The 15,718-nt window shown below is 64.3% G+C and carries 20 protein-coding genes, 1 tRNA gene and 1 pseudogene; 2 read left to right on the forward strand and 20 right to left on the reverse strand.

The features are described from left to right. Positions 1–145 precede the first annotated feature (145 nt). Positions 146–808 (forward strand): glycine zipper 2TM domain-containing protein, encoded by a 663-nt coding sequence (locus LG306_RS13405; RefSeq protein WP_404415377.1) that lies wholly within the window; start codon positions 146–148, stop codon positions 806–808. A 143-nt stretch (positions 809–951) separates the two neighbouring features. Here the strand turns inward: LG306_RS13405 and LG306_RS13410 are convergent, their stop codons facing one another. From LG306_RS13410 to LG306_RS13430, 5 genes are all read right to left on the reverse strand, one after another. Further along, on the reverse strand, positions 952–1,683 hold the full coding sequence (locus tag LG306_RS13410) for a TlyA family RNA methyltransferase (RefSeq protein WP_404415380.1): 732 nt from the start codon (positions 1,681–1,683) through the stop codon (positions 952–954). 21 nt (positions 1,684–1,704) lie between these two features. Further along, positions 1,705–4,443: a valine--tRNA ligase gene (locus LG306_RS13415; RefSeq protein WP_404415383.1), complete on the reverse strand. Its 2,739-nt coding sequence runs from the start codon at positions 4,441–4,443 to the stop codon at positions 1,705–1,707. A 120-nt stretch (positions 4,444–4,563) separates the two neighbouring features. Continuing rightward, complete coding sequence (locus LG306_RS13420; RefSeq protein ID WP_404415386.1) at positions 4,564–5,169, reverse strand: DUF2497 domain-containing protein; 606 nt, start codon at positions 5,167–5,169, stop codon at positions 4,564–4,566. A 130-nt stretch (positions 5,170–5,299) separates the two neighbouring features. Next, the gene (locus LG306_RS13425; RefSeq protein WP_404415390.1) at positions 5,300–6,835 is read right to left on the reverse strand and encodes a TolC family outer membrane protein; all 1,536 of its coding nucleotides are present in this window, start codon (positions 6,833–6,835) and stop codon (positions 5,300–5,302) included. A gap of 140 nt (positions 6,836–6,975) precedes the next feature. Then, positions 6,976–7,605, reverse strand: coding sequence for a protein-L-isoaspartate O-methyltransferase (locus LG306_RS13430; protein WP_404415393.1), 630 nt, complete (start codon positions 7,603–7,605; stop codon positions 6,976–6,978). 134 nt (positions 7,606–7,739) lie between these two features. Here LG306_RS13430 and LG306_RS13435 point away from each other — a divergent pair. Next, a tRNA-Cys gene (locus LG306_RS13435) sits at positions 7,740–7,813 on the forward strand. Positions 7,814–7,861: 48 nt separating this feature from the next. On the opposite strand, the gene LG306_RS13440 is transcribed toward LG306_RS13435, so the two are convergent. From LG306_RS13440 to LG306_RS13510, 15 genes and pseudogenes are all read right to left on the reverse strand, one after another. Continuing rightward, complete coding sequence (locus tag LG306_RS13440; RefSeq protein ID WP_082064365.1) at positions 7,862–8,347, reverse strand: GIY-YIG nuclease family protein; 486 nt, start codon at positions 8,345–8,347, stop codon at positions 7,862–7,864. A 42-nt stretch (positions 8,348–8,389) separates the two neighbouring features. Continuing rightward, a complete protein-coding gene (gene xerC, locus LG306_RS13445; protein ID WP_404415397.1) occupies positions 8,390–9,226 on the reverse strand; it encodes a tyrosine recombinase XerC in 837 nt (278 codons plus the stop codon). A 176-nt stretch (positions 9,227–9,402) separates the two neighbouring features. Continuing rightward, positions 9,403–9,645, reverse strand: coding sequence for a helix-turn-helix transcriptional regulator (locus tag LG306_RS13450; protein ID WP_404415400.1), 243 nt, complete (start codon positions 9,643–9,645; stop codon positions 9,403–9,405). Beyond that, positions 9,642–9,935, reverse strand: a complete 294-nt coding sequence (locus tag LG306_RS13455; RefSeq protein WP_404415403.1) for a hypothetical protein — start codon at positions 9,933–9,935, stop codon at positions 9,642–9,644. Before LG306_RS13455 ends, LG306_RS13450 begins: the two co-directional genes overlap by 4 nt. Then, complete coding sequence (locus tag LG306_RS13460) at positions 9,932–10,345, reverse strand: hypothetical protein (RefSeq protein ID WP_404415405.1); 414 nt, start codon at positions 10,343–10,345, stop codon at positions 9,932–9,934. Before LG306_RS13460 ends, LG306_RS13455 begins: the two co-directional genes overlap by 4 nt. After that, positions 10,342–10,689, reverse strand: coding sequence for a hypothetical protein (locus LG306_RS13465; RefSeq protein ID WP_404415408.1), 348 nt, complete (start codon positions 10,687–10,689; stop codon positions 10,342–10,344). The genes LG306_RS13460 and LG306_RS13465 overlap by 4 nt, the downstream gene beginning before the upstream one ends. Beyond that, positions 10,686–11,033, reverse strand: a complete 348-nt coding sequence (locus LG306_RS13470) for a hypothetical protein (RefSeq protein WP_404415410.1) — start codon at positions 11,031–11,033, stop codon at positions 10,686–10,688. Before LG306_RS13470 ends, LG306_RS13465 begins: the two co-directional genes overlap by 4 nt. Then, entirely contained in the window at positions 11,030–11,425 is a 396-nt protein-coding gene (locus tag LG306_RS13475) for a hypothetical protein (protein WP_404415413.1), read from the reverse strand. The genes LG306_RS13470 and LG306_RS13475 overlap by 4 nt, the downstream gene beginning before the upstream one ends. A 61-nt stretch (positions 11,426–11,486) precedes the next feature. Beyond that, positions 11,487–12,110, reverse strand: a complete 624-nt coding sequence (locus tag LG306_RS13480; RefSeq protein WP_404419770.1) for a hypothetical protein — start codon at positions 12,108–12,110, stop codon at positions 11,487–11,489. Positions 12,111–12,168: 58 nt separating this feature from the next. After that, positions 12,169–12,615, reverse strand: a pseudogene (locus tag LG306_RS13485) (DNA cytosine methyltransferase); the annotation flags it as partial. Further along, a complete protein-coding gene (locus LG306_RS13490) occupies positions 12,612–14,015 on the reverse strand; it encodes a Lar family restriction alleviation protein (protein WP_404415416.1) in 1,404 nt (467 codons plus the stop codon). The gene LG306_RS13490 and the pseudogene LG306_RS13485, both read right to left, overlap by 4 nt. Further along, complete coding sequence (locus LG306_RS13495; protein ID WP_404415419.1) at positions 14,012–14,770, reverse strand: hypothetical protein; 759 nt, start codon at positions 14,768–14,770, stop codon at positions 14,012–14,014. Before LG306_RS13495 ends, LG306_RS13490 begins: the two co-directional genes overlap by 4 nt. Then, the gene (locus tag LG306_RS13500) at positions 14,767–15,105 is read right to left on the reverse strand and encodes a 6-carboxytetrahydropterin synthase (RefSeq protein ID WP_404415422.1); all 339 of its coding nucleotides are present in this window, start codon (positions 15,103–15,105) and stop codon (positions 14,767–14,769) included. Before LG306_RS13500 ends, LG306_RS13495 begins: the two co-directional genes overlap by 4 nt. Continuing rightward, positions 15,105–15,338: a hypothetical protein gene (locus LG306_RS13505; protein ID WP_404415425.1), complete on the reverse strand. Its 234-nt coding sequence runs from the start codon at positions 15,336–15,338 to the stop codon at positions 15,105–15,107. The genes LG306_RS13500 and LG306_RS13505 overlap by 1 nt, the downstream gene beginning before the upstream one ends. After that, entirely contained in the window at positions 15,338–15,715 is a 378-nt protein-coding gene (locus tag LG306_RS13510) for a hypothetical protein (protein WP_404415428.1), read from the reverse strand. The genes LG306_RS13505 and LG306_RS13510 overlap by 1 nt, the downstream gene beginning before the upstream one ends. Between the last annotated feature and the right edge of the window lie 3 nt (positions 15,716–15,718).

A 15,718-nucleotide genomic window follows, 5' to 3' on the forward strand; every position in this document is an offset into this window, starting at 1 on the left:
AGCGGCGACCGGCTGAACATGAACGAAGATGAACGAACCGATCAATCGCCGTTCAGCTTCGCCGTCGTAAATCCTGTTGCAACGAGACACGAGGCTTTGCCGTTAACGTTTGACGGAAACCGTTCGGTCCTCAGAGGGTTGGAAAATGCGTCTCACGAAAACATCGATCGCCGCCGTCGCCGCCCTGGCGTTCGGCGTCACGGCCGTCCCGCTCACGGCGTCGGCCCAGAACTATTACGGCAGCGGCTACAGCCAGAACTACGGCACCGGCGCCTACAGCCGCTCGTATGATTACAACAGCGGCCGCTATTACGATCCTTGCGCGCGTGAGCGCCAAGGCCGCACCGGTGCCGGCGCGGTGATCGGCGGCGGCGCGGGTGCCGTCATCGGCTCGCAACTGGCTGCACGCGGCCGTCGCACCGAAGGCAGCATCCTGGGCGGCGTGCTCGGCGCTGTCGTCGGGTCCCAGGTCGGTCGTTCCAGCTCGGACGCCTGCCGCAGCTATCAGAGCAGCTATGGCTCGAACGGCTACTACGCCCAAGGCTACAGCCAACCGAGCTACGGCTACTACGATGACCGTTACACGGGCGACCAAGGCTATCGTTACGACGACTACGACCGTCGCGACGACTATGCCTACAGCCGTGGCGGCTACTACGACGACCGTTCGCGCCCGGTCGATTCCTATCAGAATTCAGACGGATGCCGTCTGGCCGAAAGCCAGATCCGCCTGCCGGATGGTCGCACGGACACCCGCTATGTCCGCACCTGCCCCGACCAGTACGGCCGCTATCGCGTCGTCGATTAATTTTCAGCCCCCCTGTCAATCGACGACGTGACGGAGCCGCCGGAGGAGCAATCCTCCGGCGGTTTCTCTTTGTTTTGGGGCTATCGGCCTTTGGCCTACTTGAGCCCAGCCTTGGAGCTATGGGCCTTAGCGCTTGGGCTTGGTCAGCCCGGCTTCTTCGCCCAAAGCAGGAACTCGACATTGCCGTCGCCGCCGGTGATCGGACTTTCGGTTGTCGCCTGAACCGTCCAACCCAGCGCTTCCAGCCAGTCGCGCACGCGCTCCACGGCCGCCGCATGCGCCGCCGCATCCTTGATCACGCCCTTCTTGCCGCCGCCCGGGCCATCGGCCTCGAACTGCGGCTTTACCAAGGTGACCAGATCCGCGCCAGGCGTCGCCAGATCGAGTGCGACCGGAAGCACTTTGATCAGGCTGATGAAACTAGCGTCGCAGACGACCAACGAAGGCGGCTGCGGGATCAGATCGGGCGTCACATCGCGCGCATCGGTGCGCTCCAGATTGATCACGCGTGGATCGGACGACACCCGTGCGTGCATCTGGCCGAAGCCGACGTCGACGGCGAACACCTTGGCCGCGCCGCGGGTCAGCAAAACCTCGGTAAAGCCGCCGGTCGAAGCGCCGACATCCAGCGCCACCCTGCCCTCGACGAGGACGGGCCACCGGGTCAGCGCGTGGTCCAGCTTCAGCGCCCCGCGCCCGACCCACGGGTGGGCGGGTTGGGCCTCCAGCGCGATGTCGTCCGCGAACTGTTCGGACGCCTTCCGCACGAGCGCGCCGTCGGCCAGAACCAGCCCTGCCTCGATCGCGGCGCGCGCTTGCGAGCGGCTGTCGAACAGGCCGCGTGCGACCAGAAGCTGATCGATCCGCGTCTTCACGGCCGTGCTTTCATCGGGGCGTCAAAGCGACGCCAGACGCGCCAGCGCCGCCTGTAGCTTGACCTTGCCTGCCTCGGCCTCGGCCAGCTTGGCGCGCTGTTCGTCGACGACTTCCGGCGCGGCGCGAGACACGAAGTTGGGGTTGCCCAGCTTCTTGTTCACATGGCCGATGTCGCTGTCGAAGGCGGCGATTTCCTTCTCCAGACGGGCCCGTTCGGCGGTCAGGTCGATGATCCCCGCCAAGGACAAGGCGATCGTCGAGCCACCGGACACGAAGGTCACGGCCCCTGTCCGCGCCGCATCCGCCGAACCGACCTCGGACACGCGGCCCAGGGTCAGGATCAGGTCGCGGTGGCGGGCGATCCGCTCGGCGGTCACGGCGTCGGGTGCGACGAAGGCCAGCGGCGGCTTGGCCGACGGCGGCACGTTCATTTCGGCGCGCAGACCGCGAATCTCACCGACCAGATCGACCAGCCAGCCGATCTCGGCTTCGGCCGAAGCGTCGATAAAGGCGTCCGGCAGAACCGGCCATTCGGCGCCGATCAACAGGCTGTCGCGCGCCAAATCCCGGGGTGCCCCTTCCTTGCCCAGTTCGGCCCACAGTTCCTCGGTGATGAAGGGCATGACCGGATGCAGCAGCTTGAGCGTCTGATCCAGCGTCCAGGCCGTCATCGCCCGCGTCTCGGTCTTTGCGGCTTCATCGGCGCCCTGGAAGACAGGCTTGGCCAGTTCCAGATACCAGTCGCAGAATACATTCCAGACGAAGCGATACAGGGCGCCCGCCGCATCGTCGAAGCGTCCGCCCTCGATGGCCTCGGACACGGCGCGTTCGGCCTTGGTCAGCTCGCCCCGGATCCAGCGGTTGATCGTCTGGTCGACGGCGGCGGGATCGAAGCCCTTGACGCGGCGCGCCTCGTTCATCTGGCTGAAGCGCGCGGCGTTCCACAGCTTGGTGCCGAAGTTGCGATAACCCTCGATCCGCTGCTTCGACAGTTTGATGTCGCGCGTGCCCGACAGGATGGCCATGGTGAAGCGCAAGGGATCGGCGCCCAGCTCGTCGATGATGCCCAAGGGATCGATGACGTTCCCCTTGGATTTGCTCATCTTCTGGCCCTTTTCGTCGCGGACGAGGCCATTGATGATGACGCGCTTGAACGGCACCTCGCCCATGAAATGCTGGCCCATCATCATCATACGGGCGACCCAGAAGAAGATGATGTCCGCTGCGGTGACCAGGTCGCTGGTCGGATAGAACCGCTCCAGATCCTGGGTCTTCTCGGGCCAGCCCATGGTCGAGAAGGGCCACAGAGCCGAGGAGAACCAGGTGTCAAGAACGTCCTCGTCCTGGGTCAGGGCGACTTCGGAATCGTAGTCCGCCATCGCCTGTTCGCGGGCGTCCTCTTCCGTTTCGGCGACATAGATTTCGCCGTTCGGGCCGTACCAAGCCGGAATGCGGTGCCCCCACCAGAGCTGACGCGAGATGCACCAGGGCTCGATGTTGCGCAGCCATTCGAAATAGATCTTCTCGTAGGACTTGGGCTCGAACACCGTATCGCCCTGCTCCACCGCCCTCAGCGCGGGCTGGGCCAGGATCTTGGCGTCGACGTACCACTGGTCGGTCAGCCACGGCTCGATGACCACGCCGGAGCGGTCGCCGTGCGGTACGACATGTTTGGTCCTCTCGATCTCGCGCAGCCAGCCCTCTTCCTCGGCGCGGGCGACGATGGCCTTGCGCGCGGCGAAGCGGTCTTGCCCGACGTAGTCCGCGGGCACGTCAGGCGTATCGATGTCGCTGATGCGCCCGAAAGCGTCGAGGATATTCAGCGACGGCAGGCCCGCGCGCTTGCCCACGCCGAAGTCGTTGAAATCATGCGCCGGCGTGATCTTCACCGCGCCCGAACCCTTCGTCGGATCGGCATAGTCGTCGGCGACGATGGGGATGCGACGGCCGGTGATCGGCAGGGTCACGAACTTGCCGACCAGGCCGGCATACCGCCCGTCATCCGGATGCACCGCCACGCCGGTGTCGCCCAGCATGGTCTCAGGCCGGGTGGTGGCGACGACGATGAAGTCGCGTGTCTCGAACTCGGTCGCCTTGCCGTCCTCATCAAAGGCGACCGGATGCTCATAGGTGACGCCGTCGGCGAGCGGATAGGCGAAGTGCCAGTAGGCGCCGTCGACCTCGCGCTGCTCGACCTCCAGGTCGGAAATGGCGGTCTGGAAATGCGGATCCCAGTTCACCAGTCGCTTGTCGCGATAGATCAAGCCTTCCTTGTGCAGTTGCACGAAGACCTTGCGGACGGCCGCGTTCAGCCCCTCGTCCAGGGTGAATCGCTCGCGCGACCAGTCGCAGGACGCGCCCAAGCGGCGCAGCTGCCGCACGATGGTCCCGCCGCTCTCGGCCTTCCATTCCCAGATCTTCTCGATGAAGGCGTCGCGGCCCATGTCGCGCCTGCCGACATTGCCGGCGGCGGCCAGTTGACGCTCGACCACCATCTGGGTGGCGATGCCGGCGTGATCCGTGCCGGGCAGCCAAAGCACCGCCTTGCACTTCATTCGGTGATAGCGGGCCAGGATGTCCTGCAGCGTGTTGTTCAGCGCATGGCCGATATGCAGGCTGCCGGTCACGTTGGGCGGCGGAATGACGATCGAATAGGCCTCGGCGGCGCCGTCGGTGCGGGGCGCGAACAGGCCGCTCTCTTCCCACTGGGCGTAAAGGCGGGGCTCGGCGGCCTGGGGTTCGAAAGTCTTCTCAAGCATCGTCATTCTTTTTTGCTAACGCTCCGCGCACGGCGCGTCGCTACATGAGCATATCGAAAATGCAGAAAGGCGGCCCCTTCAGGAGCCGCCCCTCGGATTAGTCTGGGCTGAAGCGAAGGGCTAGGCGCTGCGCGCGATGCGTTCGACTTCCTTTTGTACCGCCGCCTGGACGATACCGGGCAGGTTGTTGTCCAGCCAGTCCTTAAGCAGCGGGCGCAGCATCTCGGCGACCATGGCCTCGACCGTGTTGCCGCTGACGAAGGGCAGATCGCCCGAGGCGGACGGAGCCGGCTCAGGCTTCTTGAAGCTGGCGGCCAGACCCGCGAAGGCCGAAGCGGCGCTGGCGGCGGCGCTCTCGCCAACAAGCGTGTCGTAGGCCGGGGCCGGCTGGGGAACCGATTCGGAGGTCGGCGCGGGTTCCGGTTCGGGCTGATAGGGCGCGGGCGAATGCTCGACCACATCCAAATCCCCGATGGTCTCGGCCGGCGCCTCATAACGGTCGGTCAGTTCCAGCACGTCGTCTTCCACGGCGGTGGGCTCTGGCGTCGGTTCAGCGGGGGCGGCGAAGATGGTCTCGGCCGGCAGCGGCTCGGGAACCGGCTCAGGCGTGGCTTCCGGCATGGCGGCGGCCGGCGTCTCGGCCGGGGCCTCGTCTTCAGAGATGATCCGGCGAATCGACGCCAGAATCTCTTCCATGGTCGGTTCCTGGGCGGACTGATCGGTCATGGCGCAACCTTGGGCGAGGCCTGGGTAGAAGGGGTGGGCGCCGAACGATGGATCGCTCGAAACCTGTGCCTTGTCGTCGCATCTTCGCCCGTCGGAATCAACGGGCGGTTTCCGTCCGTATTCGACGCGGTCAGTTCTGTGGCGCCGTGCGCACCACCTCACCCTTGAGCTGCACGTCGATCGGCGCATCGGCGGTATCCGGCGTGGTCACGATCGGCGGCGAGGCCACGCGGTCCAGCGTCTCGATCACGCCGTCCCACGGCAGGCCGCCGCGTCCCTTGACCTGGTCATAGTTCGTCGCGGGATCATAGGCCTCGATCGTCGGGTTCAGCGCCGGGCCTTCCAGCTGGCCCATGGCGGCCAGCAGCGAGGCGCGGGCGACATATTCAGCGGCGCGGGCGCTGGCGACCGCCGTCTGGGCGTTGCGCAAGGCCAGTTCCTGGTTCAGCACGTCCAGCGTGGTGCGCAGGCCGACCTGGGCTTCCTGGCGCACGCCTTCGGCCGCGACCGATGCGGCGCGAACGGCTTCCGTGCCGGCCGCGACCGTGGCGCGGGTCGACAGCACCTGGGCGTAGGCCGAGCTGACGTTTTGAAGCACGGTGCGGCGCTCGCCCTCGATTCCGATCTGAGCCGCGTTGGCGCGCTCCAGAGCCTGGGCGACACGCGAGCGGTTCAGACCGCCGGTGAACAGCGGCACGGACAGGGTCGCGCCAGCCGTGAAGGTACGGCGATCGGCCAGTTCGCCCAGATCGCCCAGATCGTTGGTCGAACCGCCATAGGAGGCGGTGGCGCGCACCGACGGCAGATATGCCGAACGGGCGGCGGCGACGGCGGCCTCGGCGCTTTGCAGCTGATAGGTCGCGGCCAGGACGGCGGGATTGCGCTGCAACGCCGTCTCGATGGCCACGTCGAAGTCGCTGGGCACTTCCGGCAGGACCGGCGCGGCTTCCAGATCGGCCGGCGACTGGCCGACGACGGCGGCATAGGCGGCGCGCGACGTGGACAGCTGGGCCTGGGCGTTCGCTAGGTCGGCTTCGGACTGGGCCTGCGAAGCTTCGGCCTGAGCCACGTCGGTGCGGGTGATCTCGCCGACCTCGAAGCGGGCGCTGGTTTCTTCCAACTGGCGTTGCAGCACCGTCAGGTTCTCTTGACGGATACGCAGGATTTCCATGTCGCGGGTGACGTTCACATAGGCCTGGATCACCGACAGCATGACCGACTGCTCGATCTCACGCAGGTTCTCACGGCCGGCCAGGACGCTGGCGCGGGCCTGATCGATGGCGCGCGAGGTGCGACCGGCGGTCCAGACGTTCTGGCTGACGCTGACGCCGACATTGGCGCCTTCGGTTTCTGACGACGAGGTCGTGACCTGGGTGTCGGGCACGCCGTCGCCGTTCGTATCAACGAACTGGGTCACGGCGGGGAAGTCGCTGCGGGTGTAGTCCACGCCGGCCGAGGCGCCGATGGTCGGACGCAGGCCCGAGCGCGCCTGGACCACCGTCTCGTCCAGCGCACGCTGGTTGGCGCGCTGGGCCAGCAGATTGGGATTGGTCCGATAGGCCAGGGCGATGGCGTCCTGCAGCGTCTCGGCCCAGGCCGGCGCGCCCAGACCGGTCATCACGGCGACCACAGCGGCCGAAGCCAGCACACGCGAGCGTTTCAACATTGTCCGTCCTTGCGTGACGCTCCGAAGAACGCCCGAATGTTTTCTCAAGCGTAACTGCGGCCTGATCGAACCACACGCCAGTTAAGTTTTCTTCACGGTTGCGAACGGGATCTCCATCGCAACCGCGCGTCTCTTTGGCCTTACAGCGCGAAAGTGGGGGCCGGCGTCAGCTCGGCAAGGACCGCAGGCGACGAATCGAACAGTTCGCGGCGCGACAACCCTTCGCGCGTCTGAACATACAGGGCCGCCTTGCCGATCGCTCCGCGACGTTCGACCAAGACGATCCGGCCGCCGGGGCGCAGGGCCGCGCCCCATGATTCGGGCAGGCTCTCGACACCGCCTTCGGAAATGATCAGGTCCCACCCTTCGCCGGTCGGCTGAGCCAGCGGCGCAACGACCGTCGCCACGCCCGCATCCGACAGGGCCTCGCCGACCACGGCGAAAACGGCGTCGTCCGATTCCTGAGCCGTGACGCTGCCTCCCATACGGGCCAGCAGGGCGGCGGCATAGGGCGCGGCGATCGCCAGGGCCTTCTCGCCTTCGCGTGCATCGGCCGCTTGCAGCAGCTTGGCGACGTCGCGCGCCGGCATCAGGCGGCGCTCGCCCGCAATCACCACCGACTCTTCGGAATAGGCGGCGAAGGCGCGATCAGGCGCGCAGAACTTTTCACGCGGCACGGCCATCATGGCCAGGTGAATCGCGCGATCCGTCACGTCGTTCACTCGCACCTGCGAGTCGACCATGGCCTTGCGCTCTGCGGTGAAATCCATCTGTAGGCAGCCTTCAACGATAATCCGGGAGGAAATCTCGCGCGCTTATAGGTCCGTGCGTTGCAGCGGACAATCCGATCTGATAGCGAACGCCCCTCGCGATGACCGCCCCCGAGAAATCGGGGACAAAAAGCGGCCTGATGGCGGAGTGGTGACGCAGAGGACTGCAAATCCTTGCACCCGGGTTCGATTCCCGGTCAGGCCTCCATCGCGGTTTTTTAGGTGAGTGAAAACAGCCCCTTATGGGGCGGATTGTCTAACCGACGAGAATAGGTAAGACGTGCTTCGTTCTTAGTTTGTCTATTTCTCGCTCGATCTCTGGAGCCCGGCTGAACCACTCACCGTGCATCCGATGGCGGAAGAATCGCTTGTGGTAGCGCGCCTCCGCTCGTTGACCTCCCGGAGCGACGGCAAGCAGTTCCATTTTTTGCGGGCTGCCCCACTGGATATCCTTGATTCGCTTGGGGATGTTGCGGCTGTGGCCGATCTTGACGGGGCCGACTTCCGCGCCGACGAAGTACACGAGCGCAGTTTGCGGAGGTGGACAGGCGGGCATTGCCTTCTTCGCGGCCTTGGCGGCTTGAGTGGAGCCATCGAAGCATCCCTTCCACTCAGATTCGAACTCGGGCGTACCGTAAGGGCTGTCAAAATAGTGGGGTGGCGCGCCAGTTTTCCGAAAGCGCCACCGAACCTGACCGTGCCGGTCTACGAACGACGATGTGTGATGGTAACGGATAGCCATGCCAGAATCGTACCCGATCTGTTCTGGTTAGCCAAACAGCCGCTAGCCGCCCTTCACCCGATCCATAGCCGCCCCAGCCAAGGCTTTTTGTGCCGCCGCGCGTGTGTAGCGCTCGACCTCCTTGAGTGTCTTGTGGCCCGTGATCGCTGCAATCTGGTGCGGTGTGCATCCTGATTCCGCCAATCTTCTCGCCGCCGCCTTGCGAATTCCGTGCGCGGTGCATCCGGCAGGCAGGCCGGCAGCCTTTGCCGAATCGGTGAACCAGTTACCGAAGCCGCGCGCGGTGTAGGGCTTGCCGTGTTGGGTCGCGATGAAGATCAGCTGTCCGCTCGCGTACGCGGATATCGATCGGCTCAAACTTGGATGGATCGGGATTTCGAGCGGCCGGCCCGTCTTTTCCTGCCGGACCACAACATGGCCGTCCAAGACGTGCTGCGGCCCCATCTGGCGCACATCCCCCGATCTTTGGGCCGTGTAAAGCAGCAGATCGAAAGCGAGCCTCTCTCGCGTTCCCAGCGCCCACTTGGCTTCGAACGCGCTGATTTCCGCCTCGGTCCAGGTGTGATGGCCGTCCGTCTTGCTCTTGACCGGACGAACGCCGATGGTCGGATCCGCCTTGAGCATGTCCCGCTCGATGGCGAAGCGCATCAGGGCGCGAAACACCTTCAGAAAGGTATTGGCGGCGGCGGGTCGATCCGCGCGGTTATCGACCCATTTGCGCACGTTGGCGCTGGTGATCTTCGCCACAGGCAGGGCGCCGGCCGTCTCGCGGAACCGTTCGATGATGTTGCGATAGGTCTTCTGCGTGACGGGCGCCAGGCGCTTGAAATCGGCAGACGCATAGTAGGCAACGACCACGGCGGAGAGGCTTCCCGCCACAGTGCGCTTCGATCCGATCTCGACCTTCTTGGCGGCGTCGGCAGCGCCATACCACGTCCACCACGCCTCAGTGCCGAACTGCTCACGGGTCTGGCTCTGCGGAAGGCCGGGGCGACGGAAGCGCCATCTCAGAACGCCGTGCCGGTCCCTATAGGCCGAGACGTAGGCGGGTTTCTTCACGCAACCTGATCCCAGGGATTGTCTTCTTCAACATGGGGCAGATCGGAAAAGGCGGCGTCAAGCTCCAGACGGTCCCAAACCAGGCGGCGATCAATGGGCCGTGGCGGCGGCATGCGACCGTCAGCGACCATTTCGTCAAACTTGCCGACGCTGACGCCGATGTAGGCGGCGCTCTCGACGCGGGACAATCCGCGAGGCGGACAACTCATCGGCAGGACGTTGTTTTTGGCCGCGCTCATCCCTCCCCCTTCCCATTGCGGGCGAGGAAGGCGCGGGCTTGTTGTTGGTGAGCCTTCGTGTCCTCGTATTCGTCGGTCATGAGGTCGATGGATTGCTCAACTAGACCCCTCGCCTCCTTCAGTTCGGCAACAGCAGAGGCAGCTTCTCGCAACAAGTCGTGATCGACAATCGCTCCACTCAGATCTCCGAAATATCGGGTGATGGTCTGTTTCGAACCAGCAACCAACCGCTTCTCCAGCGCGTCTAGGTCGATGACCTTTTGGGTGGCCTCACCGATATGGTTGGTCATTGCGGACCTCCAAGCAGCAGGCTCCGAGGCATGGCCCCTTGTTCGTGAGCGATCTTGAGCTGCTCGTTCGCCCATTCTCCGACCGTCCCGCCGTCGTGCAGCAGTCGGTCAGCCAGGAACTCGCGCTCGACAGTTGTGGCGCCCTCGCGCACGGCTTCCAGCTTAGACTTGATCAGCAGGCCAAGAAGCCGCCATGCGCGGCGCTGATCCTGCGCGACGTTCTTCGCGCTGGCATCGACCGGCACGGTGATGCGATACATTCCGATCCCCAGGCTGAAGGCGATGGCGGAATGGTCGTCGCTCTCATAGACGGCGATCCGATCAGCGCCGGCCGTGCGAAGCCGGACTTTGATCTCATCTTGGGTCTTCGAGACCGGAACGACCGTATCTTCTGCGAACCTCCGGGTCATTTCACACCTGTCGGGGCGGCGGGAAGCTCAGAACGGAGGCGTCGGATTTCGTAGGACGCCCATCCGCACCACGTCGGAGAGCCGACCGGCACTTCTGGCGTTCCGTCGATCCAGTCCCCGCCCCCTGGCAGCGGCGATGCGGGGGCGGCTAAAAGACCGGACAGAGCGGCCTTCAGGCGCTCCTCGACTTCCTCACGGTCGTTTCCGTAAATCTCAGCAGCGACATAATCGCCGCCAGTGAGTTCGATGCTGGCTTCCCAATAGCCTCCGCCACCCCCCTCTTTCGGCTCGGTCGCATAGTATTCCGGCACCAGGCGCAGCGCATCGGTGGGGGTCTGGGTCATTGGGGCGTGTCCTTGGTCAAAACCTCAATGATGGCGCGCATGGCCTCCGCAGAGAGGTTTTTTGGCGGGTAATGGCTCTTGGTGTGGGATGTCAGTTCTCGCCAAGATGCACGTCGGTCTTGTTCGGCCTCAAAGGCCTTTCGTGAGGACCACATTCTTGGCCTATAACCCCAATCCCGATCCGACATTCCGTCAAAGTCAAAACGCTGCTCCTGCCATCCTTCTCCGACAGTGACCCACTTGCGACCGACCTTTGTAATGACGCTGTCCTCTGTTTTGATTTCGCCGTTGTGACGCGCCTCTACAATCACAACGTCTTGTCCTACTTTCCATTCATTGCTCACGGCTGTGTCTCCTGCTGTAGGGCGGCGCGGGCCAGTTGCAGGGCCTCCACGACCGTCATGGGACAAGGATCGGCTGTCCAGATCGTGTCTGTCACGACGCTGAGCGGCGCGGTCTGGATGCCTTTTATGGCATCGTCGATCAGGATTTCAGCCTGAACAATACCCTTCGCCAGCCTATCCGCTCGGGCTTTCTCGGCGTCTATTGCGGCTTGAGCGGACGCGGCGGTTACGAGGGGTGTTTCGAGCGCGACATGAAGCGCGTTCAGGACGACAAGCGCTCCCGGAACATCGGCCTCAGACCTGTGCAGCCGCCGCCACGCCTGATGAAGCAGGCCGTTCAGGTCCACCACTTCCAGCCCCGCAGCTTCGGGGGTTGGGAGGAGGGCGGTCATGCTGCGGCTTTCTGATGATAGACGGCCGAGAGCGCTGCCTCCGTGCGGAGGATGGCCCGGCCTATTGCTTCTGGGATTTGGGGGAGGACGGCGTCGCCGAACGCTTCGACGATGAGGCTAGCGGCAGACGTCCCGCGAGGACCGCCGACCGCAATGCGCTGCTCAGCCAGCCAGGCGGGTAGCCCATCATCCAGCCGTATGTGACGGGCAAGGTCATCGAGGGACCAGTCAGCCCTGTGTTGGAGAGCAGCGCCGCGATCTGACGGGCGTAGGCCCACTTGTCCGGCGAGCGATCGGTCATCGCCCCGTCCAGAACCGCATCCATCGTTGGCGATTTCCGCTTGTCGTAGGCTGGAGACCAGCGATCCATCCGCTTGTCCCGCTTGGTCGGCGTCGGCAGGGCTTCCTGCGCCATTCCCGCATGGCGATTGTTCTGGTTCGTCAGTTGAGCCAGCACGTCGCCCCGAAAGCCCCGATCTGCGTCCGTCTTCCGCGGCGTGGCGAGGATCTTCCGAAATGGATACGTCGAACCGGCCCCCCCTCCCGCTCCGTCCTTCATGCCGTCCGAGGCCATAGGCGTCGGCAGCATCGTGCCCTCGGCAATGATTGCCCACGGCTTGCAACTCTCCCACTTCTGCATGGACGGAGCGCCGAAGTTGGCCTTGGTTGTGGGGGTGTGCATCAAGCTGCTCGACGTCACAGCCGATGACCCAAGAGCGCTTCCGCTCATGATTGGCACCGATGTTGTCGCCACCAACCACGACCGCCCAGCAGGCGTAGTCGAGGCCCTCCAACTCACCGAGAACCCGGTCAGCGCCGCGAGTTCGGAGGTTAGCGCTGTTCTCAAGAGCGAACCAACGAGGGCGGACCTCTCCGATGATGCGGACGGCTTCGAAGAAGAGGCCCGACCTTTCGCCGTCGACGCCTTTACCCTTGGTGTTGGCGCTGCTGATGTCCTGGCAGGGGGGTGACCCAACGACGATGTCGGGAAGAGTTCCAAGGTCGGCAAGCAGTCGTTCGCCGGTGAGCGTCCGGACGTCGTCATAGATCAGCACTCCGGGGTTGTTCTCGGCGTAGAGGGTGCGGCGCCAGTCGATCCATTCGCAGGCGGCCACAGTTTGAAATCCGGCCCGGTGAAGGCCGAGCGACCATCCGCCGGCCGCAGCACTGAACAGGTCGAGCACCCTCACGACTTCCCCCCTTCCTTCGCGGCGGTCGATTTCAGGGCGGCTCGCTTCTCCACGTCCAGCCGGCGCACTTCATCATCATTGATGTAGCTTCCGTGCTGTCCAGTGAGAGCGCGAACGGCTCTTAACCCCGACTGACCACGAACGCCGCCGTCTTCGTGCTGCTTGGGATAGCGGCGGTAATGGTCGCTTTCCGCGATGCCCAGCAGGGCGTCACGCAGATGGGTCACTTCACCCTCCAACTCCCGCACCCTGTCGGCATCGGCGGCGGGGGGCGGGGATGGGTGGGCGCGGCGGTTCCAGTTGTCGACAAAGTTCTCCTTGCGTCCAAACTCGACGTTTCCCGATGCCTGACACTTGGTGCAACAGACGCAAGAACCGCCCGCGTTATCTCCGTCATCCAAATGGATGATCTCAGCTTCACCGCCACAGAACGGGCATGGCTTCAACTCCCCCGCCGCCCCTTCGTCCTGGGCCTCCATGGGGTTAACCCTCATGTATGCGTCGATGCTTTCAGGTGTGACCATAAGGTCCGTGTGGCCCGGCGACCGCGCCGAACGAAGCAGTTCCTCCGCGTCTTTCACTGCATCTCCGTGCTTCATGGCGTCGAACGATCCGCGCGCGCCAGAATGATCTAGCAGGCGCTCCAAGATTTCTAAGGCTTTCGGTCGAACTGAGGTTTTGGCGCTCTGCGCGAGAAGGAAACTTCTGATTTCAGACCTGGCATTTTCTGTGATCGCGTAGTTGGTGTTGCCCATGATGTAGCGGGCGTCGTCCTCAAAGGCCGTCACATTCGCCAATGCAGAATCTGCCAACTTCAACAGTCGAGTCATTTCCGCCCCTTCGTCCTGGGCCTCGGCTTGGGCGGGGGTGGTGGAGAGGGAGTCTCCATAGGGCCGTTTCAGTGTCTTGCAGAGGCGCGCAAGCACTCGGCGCACGGGATCGCCAACGACATCCCCCTGCTGGCTCAGGGGTAGTTTGGTCGGATCGACACCGTGCTTGGCGAGGATCGACAACACTTCGCCAGTCTCTTCGGCCGCCTCGTCGGGATGCAAGCAGAACTGCGATTGAATGTGCTGATACAGGTCATTGGCCAGGGGGCTTTCGGGCCACTCCATGTCCTCGACCTCAATCGCGTCTTCGTCCTCCCGCTCCGACCCGCTCGCTTCGACCGGAGCGGTGGGGGCGAGGCGGAAGTTGTCGATCACCCGTCCGACGCGAGAAGCCATCTGCCCGGCCTCTTGCTGAACGACCATTGCGACAGTGACGCCACCATCGGCGACCACGTCGTTCCAGTCAGGTGTCAACGAGACGCCATGCAACCATCCCTTGAGCGTGTGCAAATCGGCCAACGAGGCCCAATCTTCAGCCGACAGCGGGCCGGGTGTGGGGGCTTGGGTCATGCGGCGGCTCCGAAAAGTTGTTGCTGAGAAAGCCGCTCAGGCGGCCATTGCAGGGACCGGCTCGCGGCCATAGCGTCCCAGCGTCCGGCCGCCTGCTGCACGGCCCAGAGGTAGTGCGGCCCGAGACCTTTGCGGCGGTTGTGATTGCGGGCGATGTCGGTGCTGTCAGCCGACGTGATGGGCCAGTCGCAGCCGGGCTTCAGAAGCTGAAGGCCGCGGAAGAAGTGGATCGGCGGGATCTGACCAAAAGCGGCATGGATCGCGTCGAACAGCTCGTCCATGCGCTCGCAGAACGGCAGAGACAGGATGGTGCGATACTCGCCGGTGGCCCCGACGCAAAGGCGGCCGAAGCGCTCCAGCAGAGCAACGGCGCGCTCGATAGGCTCGTCCAGGTGATAGACCGGAACGCCATAATCTTTCAGGTCAGCGGGCCACTCGCGGATGAAGTAGTCGAGTTCCTGTGTCCCCGTTCCAATCGGGTCAGGGATAACGGCCCACGCGCAATTGCCGCCTAGGCACCAGCGCCGGCAGAAGTCGTAATAGGCCTGCCAGTAGGCGTCACTGAACTCCGTCCCTTTCATCCAGGCCGAGAAGATGCCGTTGTCGGCGAACCACGACCGGGCATTGGCGTCGATCCACTCGACTTGATCGGGCCGGAAGTAGGACACGCAGTAATCCCGACGCCCGAGAGCGTGCAGGACCGAATACGGAGTGATCGGCGTGCCGTGATAGGCCGCGGGAGCAAGTGCGCTCATCGCTCCACCCTCACGCCGCACGGGCAGATGCCGCCGCGCCAGACCTCGATGACGGTGATGTCGTCGCCCATGAGCTGGAGCAGTGCTTTCGCCACGCCGTAGTTGGTCGGATCGGCGATCACATCATCTAGCAGCCGATGTTCGAAGGTGGCCTCCAGGTACTGACGCAGGCGCGCGTGCATGAAGCGCGCATCCCTGACCGGCTCGGCGGCCCAAAAGATGCGGACGTGCCAGGTGTGACCGTGAACCTGTTCGGCGAACTCGCCTTTGTGGGCGGCGTCGAAGGTTGTCTCGGTCCAGTCGAGCGCGCTCGTATGTCCCTGCTTCTCCCCCATCAGACGCGCTCCCCGGTCTGGATGTCGAACTCAATGCCGCAGCCGACGCGCGGCTGAATGCCCAGCGCCGTCGCGAGGTAGGTGGCGCCGTAGTGCGTCTCTGGCGCGATCTCGCACCGCATGATCCGGCGCCCGGCTTTCTGGTCGAGCGTCATGCGCTGCATGGTCGAGCAGTTCAGGCAGTAGGGGCGATAGTCGGGTTCGCGCTCCAGGCGCTCGCTCAGCCCGGACATCAGACGCGGGCCTCCGATTGGGCGCGGAGCAGCGGTTCAATCTGATCAGGCCAAATCCACCAGACGGGATAGGTGGCCTCGTTCGCGGCGCGCTTGAAATCGCCGCCGTTCCGCATGCGGTTTCCGGCCTGGTCGAAGCAGAGCGCGGTGAAGTGCGGGCCGCGCCAACCTTTGGTTTCGCCGTGCTCGGTGTTCCGATACTGCGGGTGGCGCGTCAGGGCGCGGGTTGCCCGGTTGATCCAGTCTTGCTCGCAACTGAACGACTGACCTTCGACCGGAATGAACGCAGCCGCGAGGTCCACGCCAGACCGCACAGCGACCGGCTTCGACGCTTTGCCAGTCGCCCGGAACAGGCCGCGTGCTGATGCAGCGCCCATCCT

Origin of the sequence: Brevundimonas vesicularis (assembly GCF_044807075.1) — a bacterium.
Lineage (GTDB): Bacteria > Pseudomonadota > Alphaproteobacteria > Caulobacterales > Caulobacteraceae > Brevundimonas > Brevundimonas vesicularis_G.

What these genes read in the sequence shown, in the direction of transcription:
- LG306_RS13450 (WP_404415400.1), bottom strand. Translation starts at nt 9,645, where the DNA reads ATGAGCGCGGCCAAAAACAACGTCCTGCCGATGAGTTGTCCGCCTCGC.
- LG306_RS13420 (WP_404415386.1), bottom strand. Translation starts at nt 5,169, where the DNA reads ATGACCGATCAGTCCGCCCAGGAACCGACCATGGAAGAGATTCTGGCG.
- LG306_RS13425 (WP_404415390.1), bottom strand. Translation starts at nt 6,835, where the DNA reads ATGTTGAAACGCTCGCGTGTGCTGGCTTCGGCCGCTGTGGTCGCCGTG.
- LG306_RS13475 (WP_404415413.1), bottom strand. Translation starts at nt 11,425, where the DNA reads ATGACCGCCCTCCTCCCAACCCCCGAAGCTGCGGGGCTGGAAGTGGTG.
- LG306_RS13465 (WP_404415408.1), bottom strand. Translation starts at nt 10,689, where the DNA reads ATGACCCAGACCCCCACCGATGCGCTGCGCCTGGTGCCGGAATACTAT.
- LG306_RS13500 (WP_404415422.1), bottom strand. Translation starts at nt 15,105, where the DNA reads ATGGGGGAGAAGCAGGGACATACGAGCGCGCTCGACTGGACCGAGACA.
- LG306_RS13490 (WP_404415416.1), bottom strand. Translation starts at nt 14,015, where the DNA reads ATGACCCAAGCCCCCACACCCGGCCCGCTGTCGGCTGAAGATTGGGCC.
- LG306_RS13430 (WP_404415393.1), bottom strand. Translation starts at nt 7,605, where the DNA reads ATGGATTTCACCGCAGAGCGCAAGGCCATGGTCGACTCGCAGGTGCGA.
- LG306_RS13510 (WP_404415428.1), bottom strand. Translation starts at nt 15,715, where the DNA reads ATGGGCGCTGCATCAGCACGCGGCCTGTTCCGGGCGACTGGCAAAGCG.
- LG306_RS13415 (WP_404415383.1), bottom strand. Translation starts at nt 4,443, where the DNA reads ATGCTTGAGAAGACTTTCGAACCCCAGGCCGCCGAGCCCCGCCTTTAC.
- LG306_RS13440 (WP_082064365.1), bottom strand. Translation starts at nt 8,347, where the DNA reads ATGGCTATCCGTTACCATCACACATCGTCGTTCGTAGACCGGCACGGT.
- LG306_RS13405 (WP_404415377.1), top strand. Translation starts at nt 146, where the DNA reads ATGCGTCTCACGAAAACATCGATCGCCGCCGTCGCCGCCCTGGCGTTC.
- LG306_RS13460 (WP_404415405.1), bottom strand. Translation starts at nt 10,345, where the DNA reads ATGACCCGGAGGTTCGCAGAAGATACGGTCGTTCCGGTCTCGAAGACC.
- LG306_RS13455 (WP_404415403.1), bottom strand. Translation starts at nt 9,935, where the DNA reads ATGACCAACCATATCGGTGAGGCCACCCAAAAGGTCATCGACCTAGAC.
- LG306_RS13495 (WP_404415419.1), bottom strand. Translation starts at nt 14,770, where the DNA reads ATGAGCGCACTTGCTCCCGCGGCCTATCACGGCACGCCGATCACTCCG.
- LG306_RS13505 (WP_404415425.1), bottom strand. Translation starts at nt 15,338, where the DNA reads ATGTCCGGGCTGAGCGAGCGCCTGGAGCGCGAACCCGACTATCGCCCC.